Here is a 16,408-nt window from a genome sequence, read left to right on the forward strand (position 1 = left end):
TATCAAAACTTGTTCACGAAATTATAAACAGATGTCACAATCTTGTAAACTTTATGTAGAAAATTCAATATAAAAAGTGGTACCTTCATTTAATTTGGAAATTACCTTTATAGTTCCTCCTTGTTTTTCAACTAGTTTTTTAACTAAAGCTAATCCTATTCCAGCTCCTCCTGCTTCACGACTTCTATGCTTGTCTGCCCTGTAAAATGGTTGAAAAATTTTAGGAAGTACTTCTGCACTCATACCTATTCCAGTATCTGAAATACTTATAGTTATCTTATCTTTATCATTTTTATAACATTCAATTTGTATACTGCCATTTTGCTTATTATATTTTATAGCATTATCAATTAAATTGATAATAATATGCTTTAAGCTCTTTTCATCTAAGGTAATATCAACGTTTTGCACATCACATTCTAAAATCAAGTTGTTTTTTTTAATCTTTGCATTCATTCCTTTACATATTTCATTAAATACCTTTTTTAAATTCACTTCATTTTTTTTAACTTCAAAATCATACTCCTCAAGAGCAGATAACTTTAATACATTGTCCACCATACTTGAAAGTCTATCACATTCTTTTGATATACTTAAAGTGCCTTCTTCAATTAAATTTAAATCATCCATATACATTCCAATCACATCTGAATAGGCCTTTATGCTGGTGATTGGAGTCTTAAATTCATGAGTCACATTTCCTATAAACTCTTTTTGCTGCTTATCCATCCTTTTTAATTTATCTACGGCCACACTTAAAGAATCCCTTTCAACTTTAAGGTCCTCAATATTTTTTTCTATGATATTACTCATAAATACCAGACCTCTGCTCAATTCTCCCAATTCATCATTTCGATTAACTTTATCTACTTTACTAAATTCACCCTTTTGAATGCTTTCTACTGAATTTTTCATTATATATATATCTCTGGTCAGCCTAGAAAAATAAAAGATTCCCACAACTATACCAAGCATCAGCGTCAAAAAACCTGTACCATAAAACAAATTTTTTATATTACTGTAAAATGAATTATTTTCTTTAATTGAATACTCCAGTTCCAAAATTGCTGATATATTGTTTCTATACTTGATTGGTGAATAAAAGTATATAACATCGTTAATTTCTCTATAAGATACTTTACCTCTAATGGCATAGTCTATCATGACTTTTTTCTCATCATTTTCATTTACCTTTGCATCTGTTTTAAATCCTGAAAGGAGCTCACCTTTTGTATTATATATATTTGCAGGTATAGTTCTTAGCCATGCCTTATTAAAAATACTGCCTCTAGCTAAGCTTCCATAATTACTATCCTTATTCAAGCTCATGCGTTCACCAAAGTATTCTTCAAACATATCCTTTTGTTTAAATAAAATATATTCGATTTCTTTACTTTGGTAACTTTTTATTCCATTGAGCACTAAAAAGCTTAAAAACAATATGACAATCAATAAAAGTGAAGCTGTAAAAGATATGAGTCTAAATTTAATTCCCACTTTCAAGTAATTCGTCAACTCCTTTATATCCAATACCATACACAGTTTGTATTAAATCTTGATAATTATTGCCCAACTTTTTTCTTATCCTTTGAATGTGTGTATCTACAGTTCGTGTTCCGCCAACATAATTCATGTTCCATATCATGCTTAAGAGCTGCTCACGTGAGTATACTATACCTGGATTTGAAAATAGTAAATACAACAGTTCAAATTCCATAGGTGTGAACTCTATTGGAACATTTTTTATACTTACAGTTCTCCTTTTTTTACTGATATTGAGATCATTTATATTTATGACGCTGCTGTCCTTTTTTTCATCAGTAGTTTTATTAAGTCTCCTTACAAGAGACTTAACCCTTGCAAGAAGTTCTCTCATATCAAAAGGTTTTGTTATATAATCATCTGCTCCCAGTTCAAGGCCAAGTATCTTGTCCACAATATCCTCTTTTGCTGTAAGCATGATAATTCCAATATTTTTGCCTTCTAACTTCTTACAAACATCGTATCCATTTATTACAGGGAGCATTAAATCTAATATTACTACATGTGGATTAAAAATATCTACTTTATCGAGTGCTTCCTCACCATCATAAGCTCTTTCTACTAAATATCCTTCTTTTTTTAGTGCATAGGTTAGTACGTCTAAAATGGTCTTTTCATCATCTACTAAAAGTATTATTTCATTCACTTTTTATTCCTCCGTATTTATAACCTTTGGTCATTCTATTAATATGCTATACTAAAACATTATCATAAATCAACAACAAAACTGAAATTTTATGTTGACACAGTAAAAAAATAGTAATATATTATAAGTGTACTAATTGAATTAATACACTTAATACACATGGAACTAAGGAGGGAAATTTTTGATTAATATCGATAATAGAAGTAGTACTCCTATATACCAGCAAATTGTAAATCAAATTAAAGAAGAAATATTAAAAGGAATACTTCAAGGGGGAGATAAACTTCCGTCTGTCAGGGAAATGTCTTCGAGAATTATGGCAAACCCTAATACTATAAGTAGGGCTTACAGTGAACTTGAGAGGCAAAAGGTAATAGAAACAATAAGGGGAAAAGGTACTTATGTAACATCTGAATATAAGCCTGTTATGGAGGAGGAGAGAATGGAAAACTTAAAAGAAAATATAAAGAAAATAATAGTTGAAGCCAAGTACATGGGACTTTCAAAAGAAAAAATGGTAGAGATGATAAATAACACTTATGATAGCATTGGCAGTGAAAGCTTTGATGAAAACTATTCAAGAAAGTAAGGGTGAAATTTATGATTAGCATAAAAAATTTGAATAAGAAGCTTGGGAAAAGGGACGTTCTTAAAAACGTAAATGTAGAAGTGCCAAAGGGTACTATTTTTGGACTTATTGGACCTAATGGAGCTGGCAAGACAACACTTATAAAATGTCTTACAGGTATATATAAAGCAGATTCAGGAGAAATAAATTTGTCTGGTCAGGAGGTCTTTAACAATCCAGAGGTAAAAAAGCATATTGGATATGTTGCTGATCAAAATGATTTTTTTAGCTATTTTAATATAAAAAGTCTAATAAAATTTTATTCTATGACCTATGAAGCTTTTGATATGGACAGATTTAATGATTTAAATAAAATATTAAAAATTCCAACTGATACTTTAGTTAGAAAGCTATCTAAGGGTATGAAAATGAAATTGGCTTTAATGCTTAGTTTAAGTATAAGACCAGAGGTACTTGTGCTGGATGAGCCAACAGGAGGACTTGATCCAATTGCAAAAAAGCAGGTTATAAATATAATACTTGATGAAGTGGCAGAGAGAGAAACCACCGTATTTATATCTTCTCATAACTTAAATAATCTTGAAAGAATGTGTGACAGCATTGGCATTTTGTCTGAAGGGGAAATAAAGTACATGAATTCTGTTGATGAAATAAAAAGGACTATAAAAAAAGTACAAACTGTATTTAAAGAAAAGACTCCAGAAGATATTGAAAAATGGGAAGGGGTAATTAAGGTTGAAAAGGTAGGACGAGTATATAACCTAATAACCAATAAGTATGATGAAGCTTTTAAAAAGAAACTTGATGACAGCGGCATTTCATTTAAAGAGGACATAGGAATGAGCCTTGAAGATATGTTTATATATTCTGTTGGAGGTGGACTTGAATATGAAGAAATACTTAAATAGAGCACTTATTTATAAGGAATGGAAGGTAACATATTGGATTTTAACTCCTCTTATTTTGTTTAGTTCAAAGGCTTTTATGATTTCCCTTTTAATTAATCAGGCAAAGGTACAAGATGAATTAGCCTATAGAATATTTTTTCAAATGGGTATATCAAATTATATAACTATAATTCTTGTTATTTTAATGTCATACATAATGATGAATGTTGACAGAAAAGACAGTGCAAGAGATTTAATAAGCTATATGCCATTTAATATAAAACAAAGGATGGTTTCAAGAATAGCAGTAGGAGAATTTGTCATATTTTTATCATGCCTTATGGGATTTATAATAAATACTATTATGTATGAAGGTAATATTGGTCATTTAGGTAAGGAAATTAGATTTGAATATATTACGTTTTATTTAATTATAAGTTTTCTTGTTTACACAATAATATACATTTTATTTGTATATGTACAATGCCTTTGTAAAAATGAAATTTTTGGTGTGGTTTTAGCAGCAGCAATCTTGAATTTACCAGTTTTTATGGGGGAGTTATTATATTATTTTCTTCGTGTAAGATTTTATAGATTTACTTATCAACTTAATTCTTTAACAATTAGGCATTACTTAAGTTTGCCTCTAAACTCTAAGATTATAAATAATAAGGAGTATATTACGGGATATAAATTTGTACCGTCAATTATAAAGTTAATTATAATCCTAGCTGTTATATGCATGTTATTCATTTTGTTTATAAAAAGAGTGAAGTTTGGTGAAGGTATGATGCTTAAGACATCTCCTAAAAAAGAAAAAGTTTTTAAAGTATTTTCTTCTATAAGTATAGGAATATTTGCGGCAAAAGGTTTATCGGGACTTTTGCATAGGCAAGAGCCATTATCAATTTATGCTATTTTAGTAAATATAATTTTTATTATAGCAGTTTACTTTGCATATTCACAAATAAATAAAGTGATTAAATTAAGTAACTATATGAGGGGTGAATAAATTGAAGAAGCTTTTATGGAAAGAATGGATATATGGAAAGTGGCTGATGTTTCTTGTAACCTTTATTCTTTTGATTTCAAATTCTCAAATGTTTGCTGAATATATAGACAATTTAAGGTGTTCAGTAAGAACCAGCTATGGGTATATTGATTACAGTTTTGTACATTATTTTTCAATCAGTGGATTTTACGCATATATAAGTATACTATTAATCATTTTTATAACATTTGTTATGGGATTTGCGGAAAATTTGAATAATCAGCAGGAATTAATCAGCACAATGCCATTCAGTAAAAAGAAACTAATAATAAGCAAGTGGCTTGGAATTGTTATATGTTTTATGATACCTCTTATTATAAATTTTATAGTATTAAATATAATGTATTTTGTAAATTATGATAAGATGAGAATTTACAATAATTATACTGAGTTCTTAATGTGGATGATTTTGAGTATATTCACGTATATATTTGTTATAACCTTTGTGATGTTTGTGGATTTATTTTTTGGAAACAAGCTAGCAGGAGCATTTTTAAATGGACTTGTACTACTTATGTGGGTTGTTGGAAAAGAACTTGTGGCAGGTTTTTTAAATATTTATCATATTAATATTGTATTTGGTGGACCTATTGGTGAGCTTTATAGTTTACCATATTATAATACTGTTCATGGACATAATCCTATATATAAAATATTCATATTAATTTTATTTACTATTTTGCTTTTTATACTAATGGTAAAGATTCATGATTTAGCTCCTATTGAAAACATTGGTAACATAAGTATATATCCTAAAATTTCTAGTGTATTTATAATATTTGTTTCAGTTACATTTACACTTTTGATAACTGATATAGTTAGTGAATCATTTTGGGGTAAAAATGCCAGTATAGTTATTACAATATTTACAATTGCATGTTTTATAATTTTATACTTGGTTATTGGAAAAATTGTAAAATATGTAGATGGTGAAGTATAGAAAGAATAACTTTGGAAATGTCCCAAAAAATTTAAGTATATTTTGGCGTGTTTAAAATTTATCTTACATGTTTAAACCTCAAACCTTTACAGATAAAGTTTCTGTTGCTTTATATACATCACCCCCTACATCCCATTAGACCTCCTCATGTTATGCCCTAACTTCAATATTTATCTACATCTTCTAATACATTTTTAACTCTTACTCACAAATTTACCATTTGATTCATAGTATAACACTGTAAATAAATTTTCGGAGGTACTTCATGAGCATTAGCAACTCTAGTGACAAAGATAACAAAACAATTGAGAATTCCTATGATTTTAACACTCCTATATATTGTCCATACTTATCAACACCTTATAATCGATCAATAGATGATGAATATTTAGATTCATATATAGATGATGATTTTGATGATGATGATGATTTTGACGATGATGACTTCTATAGGCAAAGGGATCCCAGAAGACGCAGGCGTAGAAGACGTAGACGCAGGCGCAGAAGATGCAGACCTTACCCACCTTACCCATGCTATTGGGATTGGTATTAAAAGAGTATTGCAAACTCCGTAAATGTACTTAGTGTAACTGGTACAAATTTCAAATAAAAATAAGCACTAGTTCCCACCAGTGCTTATTTTTTCACATTTATATTTAGTAACATTCTACTAAACAAAAAAGCCTAAAACCCTTTAAAAAATCAAGGTTTTAGACCTGCACCTTTTTATTTATTGTACCATTTTCATTATTGAATATTCAAATACATATCTCATGTAAAATATAACCTTTCCTCATATCTTCAGGTATTCTATTTAGCGTCGCAGTAGCCACCATCCTTTTTACACTTAATTATCTTGTAATAAGCATATACTTATTTTAAAATGCAAAAAATCATCAGTTATAAAACTTAAAGTATTAACAATATATAATTTTAAAAATTTTAATGGTGAAATAATCTTATGTTTGAACAAGCCATTACTATATTATATCCATTACATGCCTCTATTACTATATCATCTCTTAATGAACCACCAGGCTGGACAATATATTTTACACCACTTTGAAATGCTCTATCGATATTATCTCTAAATGGAAAGAATGCATCTGAACCCAAACATACTCCAGACAAATTAGATAGCCATGCAGTTTTTTCCTCTTTTGTTAATCTATCAGGTATATTATCAAGCACTTTACTCCATTCTTTCATTTCTACTGAAGTAATATCATCTCTGAGGTATTGCTCTATAATATTATCTTTGTTCGGTGTTGAAACGCCTTCTTTGAAAGATAAGCTGAGGACAGCAGGATGTTGCCTTAAATGCCATATATCTGCTTTTGATGCGGCCAACCTTGTGCAATGTACACGAGATTGCTGTCCTGCACCAACACCAATGGTCTGACCGTTTAAGGCAAAACAAACAGAATTAGATTGGGTGTACTTCAAGGTGATCATTGAAATAAGTAAGTCTCGTCTTGCTTCATCCGTAATATTTTTATTATGTGTTACTATATTATTAAGCATGTCATGTTTTAAAAGAACATCATTTCTTTTCTGTTCAAATATTATGCCGTATATCTCTCTCTTTTCTATATCTTCAGGTTCATAATCATAATCCATTTTAATAATACAATAATTCCCTTTTTTCTTTTTCATTAAAAGTTTTAAGGCTTCATCTGTATATCCCGGAGCAATTATTCCATCTGAAACAGATCTACTTAAAATTGTTGCAGTAGGTACATCAACAATATCACTTATAGCTGCCCAATCACCATAAGAAGACATTCTATCTGCCCCCCTAGCTCTCGCATAAGCCGAAGCCACAGGAGACAGTTCAATATCTTCAACAAAATATGCTTTTTTTAATACATCACTTAAAGGAAGACCTATTGCTGCACCTGCTGGACTTACATGCTTAAAAGATGCTGCAGCAGGTAATCCTAGTGTTTGTTTCAATTCTTTCACCAATTGCCATGAATTAAAAGCATCCATAAAATTAATATAACCTGGTTTACCATTTAGAATTTCAAATGGTAGTGTTTTATTTTTCACATAAATTCTTGCCGGATTTTGATGTGGATTACATCCATATTTGAGTATAACTTCGGAATTTTTCATCAGTACAACCTCCAAAATAATTCAATATAAAAACCACCTAGATAAAAATTATATTTACCCAGGCGGTGGATATTTTTCTTCAATCATGCTCCCCCATGGTAAACCATTTCCGCCGGTCACATGATGAAATTATTCATTTTAATTAAATTATAGGTTAAATATATGTTTACGTCAAATTTCAAGAAACTTGGGAATTAAGTATTTTAAAATCATTAATTTTTAACGCGTTCTGGGGAGCATAGACACTTTTTCAAGCAATGATTAATAAAAGCAAAGAAATTATAATTATAACAATGAATATTATGACCATATATCTTAATATTTTTTTAATGTAACAAAGTTCTTTTTCTAATTTTTGTCTATTTTCTTTTATTGTAACTGTTAATAAACTCAATAATTCGTTTAACGTTTTACATTCTTCAATCAATGAATCTACACATATTTTAAAAACCCTATATTTATTTTCAGCGGCAGAAATTTCTTCTTTGAAATTATCAAAATCAATATTAATCATTTCCAGTGTTAACTTTTTATAATAATCCAGCATATTATTTATTTTTGTTATTTTATTATTGATATACTCATAAATTGATACTACACATTCACTATTTTTTTTAATATATTTATCTTTTTCATCTTTCGATTCTCCCAGCAATTCATTTAATTCTCCTATTTCAATACCATCTTTATCATTAAATTTATCATAGAATTTATCAACTAAATAATTATTTAAATTAGGTAAATATGATATTTTGTCATATATAATAAATTCATTAACACTTTTAAATTCTTCTGGTTTGATTTCCTTTTTGTCCAATACGCTAATGAAAAATTCTCCATATTCTTTACCATTCAATTCGCATATTTTATTAATGGAACTCTTAATTAAAGTTAAAGCAAGCACCACTTTAATTAAATCAATTAATAAATCCTTTAAAGAATCTCTTTTATTTACTAAGTAACTTAATACAAAAATAACCAATCCTATAATAGCAGAATATAAAAAACCTAATATTAAATCTTCCATAATACTGCTTTTCATTATATTACAAATAAAATTCATGATAATATCATCCCAACTTTATAATATTTCTGTATCCCTGCCAATAGGGATATTTTTTAAGTCTCCTTCAACCTTCCGTATCTCTTTTGGAGACAATTTATTTTAATCACAGCTTATATTTTTTTCTTCCACAGCTTCAATACCTCTTTATGGATTGAACTAAGCTACACTATTATATTAGTATTGTAAAATTATACTATATTATTTTTAAAGCTATCCTATTTTTAAGATATACATTTACTTGTGCCATTATCCTCAACATTAAAATGTTTTTTTAATTAACCTAGTCCCTTAATAACTTCCTTTAATTGCTTTTAATCTAGCTTTCACAGCTTCAAGCAATATATTTCCATTTTGTGGAATATGGGGATATTATAAATACGCAGATGGCAATTATATACACCTGGTAATACTGTTATTTGGGAAATAAATTGCAACCGTAATTTAATGTGAAATAACTATAAATACCGAAGAAAAAAATTAAAAATGCACCTCTGCCAAATTAGTGCATTTTTAAACTAAGAACATTGTTAATTAATTTTATATAAAAATACCATCTTTCATATTAATTACTTTTGAACATCTACCAGTTATATTAGGATCATGCGTTACTATTTTTATTATCTAATGCATATTACATTAAAGTGCTTATGAAAAACTAATTTAATAACACTTTTATTAACTTACCTTATTGATATATTTAGGGTTTAAGCCATTTCAAGTCTATTCCCACTCAATTAATATATTTAATCAAGAGTTTTTATACTTTGATACTGCTTACTTTTAATATTTAGTACCAGCTTACAAATATTAAATATATTTGTAAGCTGATTTTCTCATTATATAATCAATATTTAATACGAAAATTTAAAAATCATTGTGCGAAATATGAGTTAATAAATTCCTCAGCAATCTAATTTATAAATTTAAGGGAAATTCACATGACGTTAACACCATTGAGCAGAATAACACTCATATTTTAATAAAAATATCTTAAATAACTGCATAATGCACTACTTTCCTTTTCAATAAGCTAAATATTGATTTTTTAAGCCACTTTAAGAATTAGTAAATAACTACCATATATAAAATTCAAAAACTTAATGTGTTTTTATTTTTCTTAGCTTGATGGCTACGGCTTTGTAATCATAACTTCTTAATTTATAATAAAATACATTACTGATTTATAATATATTGTTTTTCAATACCATCTCTAAATATATTATATTTATCTAAAGTTTCTTTACTTGTAGTAACTATGTCATATTTTTTAATAGATCCATATTTTATCTTATTTAATTCTTCTTTTGATAGTAGTGATGTATTTTTATCTGAATCAACACTATATTTTCCTAATAATGGATTAATAAACATAAAGCTGATTTTTTCTCTATCTTTTAATTTATATCCATTAGGATATTTAGGCTTTTTTAAAAATACTATATATTCTTTGTCATTTAACATTAAATTATAGCAATTAAAAGAGGCATATGTACTTTGTTTTGTCTTGTATAATAATGAAATATAAGAAGGTTCATATATGTATATTTTTTCTCCTTTTTTGTAATTACCTTTATAAACATTTAAAATTTCAACTTTTGTTAATATTGTTTGAAGAAGATTTAACCTTTGATTGGGATCTGTTGGTCTTACTTTTGCAATTAAAATAGACTTTTCATTAAGATCATTAACTGTGTCAATTTTATCATTGTAATAAATATTAGCAAAAGACATATCTGTATTATCATTAGGTTCATATAGGATATTTACATTCATATCATCTATCCATGTTATATTATTGAAATTCATATCATCTTTAAAACTTTGTTTAGTTTTTACTCCAAAATATATAGAAGAAACAATGATTGATATAATCAATATTAATATAACTATTTTACTTTTTTTCATAAATTTCCTCCTAATTCACTAATTTAAAATCATTTTGTATAAAGATAGTATCATATAATCATCAAGCTAAAATGTTGAATAATATTAACTTTTTATTTGTTATACTATTCTATATGCACTGCTATACTAAGATTAAGCCTTGACACATAAAAAGCTTTTTTCTTTCTTGGGTAAATACAGGTGGTAACGCCTATATTCCTGTACAAAACCATACTTGCCCTATTAAGGTATACGACTCTTCATGTTGCATTACTTAGTTACTAAACACATAACAAGACATATCGCATATCTATCAGCGCTCAGTCTATAACGCCTGAAACTACTTGAATCTGCAACATGCTAACCCCTTCCCTCCATCTGTTTTTACAGCTTCTCTGGTACTATGCTATGGTTAGTCGGACTTTCTATGGTTATGTTAGCCTTACTTGTTTGTACTGCCATACTGATTTGCCAGATACCATAGAATCTTAGCTGTTCTAATAACTTATTTATCATCAACCTCGCCAAGTTCTCAAACGCAGAATATCTATATGAATGTCACCATAACAATTTATATAGTATTGTCTGATACTTCATACACAGAATTGATCTCTTTAATTTATTATTATTTCGTGGCTCAATCACTTCAACAAATGTTTTCGGCCCTGTTACTCCCTGTCCTAAGCTTAACCTAATATTATCATTTCAACTCCGAGGACTTGGTACAGACTGCTGGTTAAATATCACCTAGTAGGATCCTCCTACTAGGAATTATCAATTCACTAATGAAAACTGAATTGCTTCTATTTCCAAGGGGAAACACCACACTTTAGCATACTGTTTCACATCTCGCGCATTTACAAATAATATCATAATATTTGTGCTAGAATTATTTTGATACTTTTTTTGTGGAAATAGTTTCAAGACTGAAAATCACTTATAAATAAAGTATAGGTAAAACTTTTATTTATGTTCTTGTATGTTTTGTCGGCATTATCTAATAGATATATTAACAATATTTATTTTATAAATTTCCTAAGTTCTCCATCTTGCATTTTAAATTTATAATCCGACAATAAATTCAGCTCTTCTTTATTATGACTTGCTATTAATATAGTTGCTCCTCTTTCTTTCTCTTCTAGTAAAATTTTTCTAATAATATTTATACCATCTTCATCTAGCGCATTTGTGGGTTCATCTAATATTATTAGCTCTGGTTTTTCCATTATAGCTTGGGCAATTCCAAGTCTTTGTTTCATCCCTAAGGAATATTTTTTGTATATTTTTTTATCGTCAGGATCAAGACCAACCCTTTTTATTGAATTTCTTATTTGATTATCATCAATTATATTTTTTATAGATGATAATATCTTTAAATTTTCAAATCCCGAATAGTAGTCCCAAAATCCTGGCATTTCAATTATTACACCTACACTAGGGGGAAATGATATATCTTTATGTAATGTTCTATTATTAATTTTAATTTCTCCAGTAGTTGGCTTTATCAATCCACATATAGCTCTAAATAACATTGTTTTACCTGAGCCATTTGTTCCTAAAAATCCATATATTTTATTAGGTTCTAATTCAAGATCTATATTTTTTAATACCTTATTACCTTTAATTTCTTTATTTAAATTTTTAATTTCTATTATATTCATTAACTTTCTCCTCCTAAGTAATGTCTTTATTATTTATAACATAAAATCCATAAAATACCATAATAATACATACTATACTTAAATAAGATATAGAGTATTTTATATTTAAGTTGTTTATATAAAAATCAGCTATATTTCTGTATCCATTTAAAAAAGATTCACAATGCCAAGTTAAAATTTCTTGGCCTATAATAAAATATTTCAACAACCAAATCTTCGAATTGTATAATTGATACACAAAGCCTGATATAAATATCGAAGAAACGTAAATACCAATACCTATAATATAGGTATAAATTACATTTAATTTAAGAGATATAACATTTATAAATAATATTATAAAATAAGAGGTTAAAACATTTAATGTAAATTCCCAAAATATAATTTGTATAGTATAATTAGTACTTCTAAAACCAATAATTATCCCTATTATATATATAGTAATTAATTGAATGAAATAAAAAAGACTTACATACTTTAATAATTTCAAAATTTTATTTAAAAACCAGTTTGTTCTTTTATTCGTTCTTGTAAAAATATAGACTCCTCTTTTATCTAAATCTAAAAAAATATAATCTCCCAAAATATATGTTATATAAATTAAAGGTAGCATTTGTATAAAAACATTGGATATGTACTTTATAATATTTTTTATATCCATATAGCCATAGGTAAATATAAATAATGCATCTAAATAATTACATTTACTTTCCATAATAACATCTTTAGAATTCAGATATATAATTATTGATATTAATATGGATATAAATATTACTTTAAAAATATTCTTATTACTATAATTATTATATTTCATATTTAATTTCTCCAATATATATCATTATATTTTAATAAAAAGTATCCTATAAAATATAATAAAGTATTTAAAATTACTAATAACAAGGTAAATATATTTATATTCCCTATAAGCTTTTCTTCATAAAAAATGCAAAAACATATATATTTAGGTAAAGTAAGAATGTTTAATTTAAAAGTATTCACTATAGCTTCAATTAAATAAATGATAAATAAACTTATAACATAACCCCAGTATATATTATTATTACACTTTAATACTACTAATTCTGTTATTAATGCCATTGTACATAACCCCAAAAATTGGAATACACTACATAATATTAACCTAACAAAAAACTGGATACTAAGGTAACTAATTAAACCCTTTAAAAATATAAATATAATAATAAATATATTTAATGATAATGAACATATAATAGACCATAGCATAATTCTATTCATTTTTAAATTCCACCAATTTTGTATACTTTTAAATTTTAAAAATAGATTTATTTTATTATACATTACACAATTATAAGAAATTGTTATTAGGAAAAATGGTAATATTAAATATTGTATAATTTCTTTATTATATATATTACTATATAATGTATATGAAGCAATTTTTATATTTAAATTACTTTTATTTATGGCACTTAGTATATTTGATAATTCATAAGTGGTCTTTATATATATATACAAAAACATTAATGTTAATATATATATAATTTTGTTATTTTTTAATTCATCAATTAATAACATATTAATTTTTCATCACACCTTTATTTTAAGTTAAATAATTGTTTCATTATTTGAATTTTTTGTTAATATCAGTATATTTATTATAAGAATTGTTATTATATAAAATAATAAAACATATATAGAAGCGGTGCTAGGACGAAAGAACGTTGAAATAACATATCTATAAGATTCAAAATTAAAGATTCTTCCTAATATATCAATAAAAATTTCTATTACTATATTTAAAATAAACGGAGCTATAACTATAATAAATCTTTTTTTATTATAAATTAGCGATATAATATATCCTATTAAACCAAATAATGAAGCAAATATACTAATTATAATCATATAAATTACATTGTATAAAAATGGATTATTAAATCTAGTTAACTCAAATAGCCAATTTGCTGTATAATTTTGATATCCAATATCATATGCAGGAAAACAGTAATTATGATCGATTCCTTCTACTGGATAAGTGATTAAACATAACAGTTGGTTTAACAATAATGGAATAAAAAATACAAAAAATGTAACAGTTAATATAACTATTGCTTTAGAAATTATATAATGTCTCTTATTTACTCTGGTTATAATATTTTTGTAAACACCTGTATGAGAATCTACATAATATGAATCAGAATATACAATATTAGAAAGTAATGGAATAAAGACTATCATAATTCCTAGTATATTTGATGATTGGATACCTTGGATTAGACTAACCTCATAAGCTCCTCTTACTTGACTTAGAGGTAACTTATAACTACTATAGCAATTTACTAAATAACCTAATATTGACATTAAAAGTAGTACCATTAATACTATTTTAAATTTTACATTTGCTATACAGTTTTTAAATTCTAAAATAAGTATATTTTTCATTTTTAACCTCACTTTTTTATACTTAACTTTAATTTGTATTATTTTTCATTAAATAACATATATAACTCTACAAAAAACTTTAAAATCTTTTTTAAAATGAGTATTATATTATTTATTTTTAGAATTTTTCATATTATTTAGTTGAACAGAACCGGACTTGTGGATTTCTCACATCGGGCTCTTTATTAATACTTACTAATTCCCTATATTTATATAAAACTCATGACTTTAAAGTAGAAATTTTCAATACTCCTACTATTATCACTAATACTGAAGTATTCATAGTACCCACTTATTTTTCCTGCTAATGTTCTCCATAAGTATTTTGCATTAATGTTTCTTATGGACTTTAAGCTTATTTTCTTAATACGCTCTGCTGGTCAATAAACCTTTGCCAAAGAATCATTAGCGTTCTCTTATATGGAAAAGTAAAGGTACGCTAAAAAGATTAAAACGAATACTCTATCAATAGATTTGGTAGAATCTACCCGGTAAGCATTAAGTCCAAGTATATCATCTTTTTCAACGTAACGAACAAAATCCTTAACTTGAATTTTAAATCCTTTTGGGTAAATCACTATGTTAGTTTTTAATGTACCAATAGGTGGTACCCCTTTTAAGATGGGTATTTATAATATCTTTACAGGTTGTTAAAATCTTTCGCAAACTAATTTACATAACAAAATGTAAAATTCATCTCTATTTCTTATGTTCTTTCCTCTGTGAATATGTATTATGAAATTTTCTCAACGTATAGTAATAATAATTGTTTTGACTTTCTATATTTAAATGTTATAATCATAACAAGCCATCCTTATATGATTTATTTGTTTTTATCAAAATCATTATATCATAAACGAATGGCTTATTTATTTTTATAATTTTTGTTTATTTAACATCTAAGTATATTTAGTTTTTTATTATTTTATGGCTACTATTTCCAATCTGCTGAACCACTTACCCATCCATTAGTATAGTTATAATAATGCGAATTCTCCATTCCTACACAAGCTTCGTCACCAGATAGATAACCCCACATCTCCTGTTGGGACCCTTTCTTAAAGTAATAATCATTGCTGGTTTGTACATGATTAACATTAGCAACCCACATAGTAACTTGATCAGTACCTGAGAGACCAGTAACTTTATTAGATATGGCATCACCTCCACACATATGCACTCCAGTATAATTATTTCCCTGCTTTACAGGCAAAATATAATCTGAATAGGTTCGTGGTGTTGCAAATACTTGAGTAGTAGCACCCACTAACAACATTGATAGCATAGAAACTCCAAAAATCTTTTTCCTTAATATTTTTGACTTTAACATTTTTAATTCTCCTTTCTTATTTTTTCGAAATTAATTTAAAAACAGCCTGTGTTTAAAATTATACAGACATAGCTTTAATATTCAATACAAAAAGCATGAAATGCCAATTAACAGGCATGAAAAATATATTATATAAATAATAACAACTTTTCATGCCCCAAAATCACTATTTCATGCTTTTTGTATTGACATTTAAATAATTTATCAATTTATATTGATAAAACACATATATCTTTAAAATAAAAAAGCCTAAAGCCCTTTAAAATTATC

At 26.7% G+C, this 16,408-nt stretch carries 15 protein-coding genes and 1 riboswitch; of the genes, 5 read left to right on the forward strand and 10 right to left on the reverse strand.

Annotated elements, in window-relative coordinates:
• Positions 1-51 precede the first annotated feature (51 nt).
• Together ACJDU8_RS00480 and ACJDU8_RS00485 are read right to left on the reverse strand one after the other, a co-directional pair.
• On the reverse strand, positions 52-1,497 hold the full coding sequence (locus ACJDU8_RS00480; protein WP_406790355.1) for a sensor histidine kinase: 1,446 nt from the start codon (positions 1,495-1,497) through the stop codon (positions 52-54).
• On the reverse strand, positions 1,487-2,188 hold the full coding sequence (locus ACJDU8_RS00485) for a response regulator transcription factor (RefSeq protein WP_406790194.1): 702 nt from the start codon (positions 2,186-2,188) through the stop codon (positions 1,487-1,489). Before ACJDU8_RS00485 ends, ACJDU8_RS00480 begins: the two co-directional genes overlap by 11 nt.
• A gap of 181 nt (positions 2,189-2,369) precedes the next feature.
• On the opposite strand from ACJDU8_RS00485, the gene ACJDU8_RS00490 reads away from it, so the two are divergent.
• The 5 genes from ACJDU8_RS00490 (at position 2,370) to ACJDU8_RS00510 (ending at position 6,208) form a co-directional block, all read left to right on the forward strand.
• Complete coding sequence (locus ACJDU8_RS00490; protein WP_406790195.1) at positions 2,370-2,777, forward strand: GntR family transcriptional regulator; 408 nt, start codon at positions 2,370-2,372, stop codon at positions 2,775-2,777.
• An 11-nt stretch (positions 2,778-2,788) separates the two neighbouring features.
• Positions 2,789-3,685 carry an ABC transporter ATP-binding protein gene (locus tag ACJDU8_RS00495; RefSeq protein WP_406790196.1) on the forward strand — a complete coding sequence of 299 codons (897 nt, stop codon included), beginning with the start codon at positions 2,789-2,791 and terminating at the stop codon, positions 3,683-3,685.
• Entirely contained in the window at positions 3,666-4,676 is a 1,011-nt protein-coding gene (locus tag ACJDU8_RS00500) for a hypothetical protein (protein WP_406790197.1), read from the forward strand. The genes ACJDU8_RS00495 and ACJDU8_RS00500 overlap by 20 nt, the downstream gene beginning before the upstream one ends.
• Position 4,677: 1 nt before the next feature.
• The gene (locus ACJDU8_RS00505) at positions 4,678-5,655 is read left to right on the forward strand and encodes a hypothetical protein (RefSeq protein WP_406790198.1); all 978 of its coding nucleotides are present in this window, start codon (positions 4,678-4,680) and stop codon (positions 5,653-5,655) included.
• A 265-nt stretch (positions 5,656-5,920) separates the two neighbouring features.
• Complete coding sequence (locus tag ACJDU8_RS00510; protein WP_406790199.1) at positions 5,921-6,208, forward strand: hypothetical protein; 288 nt, start codon at positions 5,921-5,923, stop codon at positions 6,206-6,208.
• Positions 6,209-6,597: 389 nt separating this feature from the next.
• Here the strand turns inward: ACJDU8_RS00510 and ACJDU8_RS00515 are convergent, their stop codons facing one another.
• The 8 genes from ACJDU8_RS00515 to ACJDU8_RS00550 form a co-directional block, all read right to left on the reverse strand.
• Positions 6,598-7,773 (reverse strand): phosphoribosylaminoimidazolecarboxamide formyltransferase, encoded by a 1,176-nt coding sequence (locus ACJDU8_RS00515; protein ID WP_406790200.1) that lies wholly within the window; start codon positions 7,771-7,773, stop codon positions 6,598-6,600.
• Between the two features lie 49 nt (positions 7,774-7,822).
• Positions 7,823-7,903: riboswitch (ZMP/ZTP riboswitch) on the reverse strand.
• A 120-nt stretch (positions 7,904-8,023) separates the two neighbouring features.
• Positions 8,024-8,836, reverse strand: a complete 813-nt coding sequence (locus ACJDU8_RS00520) for a hypothetical protein (protein WP_406790201.1) — start codon at positions 8,834-8,836, stop codon at positions 8,024-8,026.
• A gap of 1,176 nt (positions 8,837-10,012) precedes the next feature.
• Complete coding sequence (locus ACJDU8_RS00525) at positions 10,013-10,744, reverse strand: hypothetical protein (RefSeq protein ID WP_406790202.1); 732 nt, start codon at positions 10,742-10,744, stop codon at positions 10,013-10,015.
• Positions 10,745-11,107: 363 nt separating this feature from the next.
• Positions 11,108-11,239, reverse strand: a complete 132-nt coding sequence (locus tag ACJDU8_RS00530) for a hypothetical protein (protein ID WP_406790203.1) — start codon at positions 11,237-11,239, stop codon at positions 11,108-11,110.
• Positions 11,240-11,742: 503 nt separating this feature from the next.
• The gene (locus ACJDU8_RS00535; RefSeq protein WP_406790204.1) at positions 11,743-12,384 is read right to left on the reverse strand and encodes an ABC transporter ATP-binding protein; all 642 of its coding nucleotides are present in this window, start codon (positions 12,382-12,384) and stop codon (positions 11,743-11,745) included.
• A 13-nt stretch (positions 12,385-12,397) separates the two neighbouring features.
• Complete coding sequence (locus ACJDU8_RS00540; protein ID WP_406790205.1) at positions 12,398-13,198, reverse strand: hypothetical protein; 801 nt, start codon at positions 13,196-13,198, stop codon at positions 12,398-12,400.
• A gap of 773 nt (positions 13,199-13,971) precedes the next feature.
• A complete protein-coding gene (locus ACJDU8_RS00545) occupies positions 13,972-14,808 on the reverse strand; it encodes a hypothetical protein (protein ID WP_406790206.1) in 837 nt (278 codons plus the stop codon).
• 934 nt (positions 14,809-15,742) lie between these two features.
• Positions 15,743-16,138: a hypothetical protein gene (locus tag ACJDU8_RS00550; protein WP_406790207.1), complete on the reverse strand. Its 396-nt coding sequence runs from the start codon at positions 16,136-16,138 to the stop codon at positions 15,743-15,745.
• Positions 16,139-16,408: the final 270 nt, after the last annotated feature.

Source organism: Candidatus Clostridium eludens (genome assembly GCF_045310515.1).
Taxonomy (GTDB): Bacteria; Bacillota; Clostridia; order Clostridiales; family Clostridiaceae; genus Clostridium_B; species Clostridium_B eludens.

Coding starts and splice junctions, on each gene's coding strand:
- ACJDU8_RS00495 (WP_406790196.1), top strand. CDS start 2,789: ATGATTAGCATAAAAAATTTGAATAAGAAGCTTGGGAAAAGGGACGTT.
- ACJDU8_RS00500 (WP_406790197.1), top strand. CDS start 3,666: ATGAAGAAATACTTAAATAGAGCACTTATTTATAAGGAATGGAAGGTA.
- ACJDU8_RS00510 (WP_406790199.1), top strand. CDS start 5,921: ATGAGCATTAGCAACTCTAGTGACAAAGATAACAAAACAATTGAGAAT.
- ACJDU8_RS00515 (WP_406790200.1), bottom strand. CDS start 7,773: ATGAAAAATTCCGAAGTTATACTCAAATATGGATGTAATCCACATCAA.
- ACJDU8_RS00520 (WP_406790201.1), bottom strand. CDS start 8,836: ATGAATTTTATTTGTAATATAATGAAAAGCAGTATTATGGAAGATTTA.
- ACJDU8_RS00525 (WP_406790202.1), bottom strand. CDS start 10,744: ATGAAAAAAAGTAAAATAGTTATATTAATATTGATTATATCAATCATT.
- ACJDU8_RS00530 (WP_406790203.1), bottom strand. CDS start 11,239: ATGATAAATAAGTTATTAGAACAGCTAAGATTCTATGGTATCTGGCAA.
- ACJDU8_RS00535 (WP_406790204.1), bottom strand. CDS start 12,384: ATGAATATAATAGAAATTAAAAATTTAAATAAAGAAATTAAAGGTAAT.
- ACJDU8_RS00540 (WP_406790205.1), bottom strand. CDS start 13,198: ATGAAATATAATAATTATAGTAATAAGAATATTTTTAAAGTAATATTT.
- ACJDU8_RS00545 (WP_406790206.1), bottom strand. CDS start 14,808: ATGAAAAATATACTTATTTTAGAATTTAAAAACTGTATAGCAAATGTA.
- ACJDU8_RS00550 (WP_406790207.1), bottom strand. CDS start 16,138: ATGTTAAAGTCAAAAATATTAAGGAAAAAGATTTTTGGAGTTTCTATG.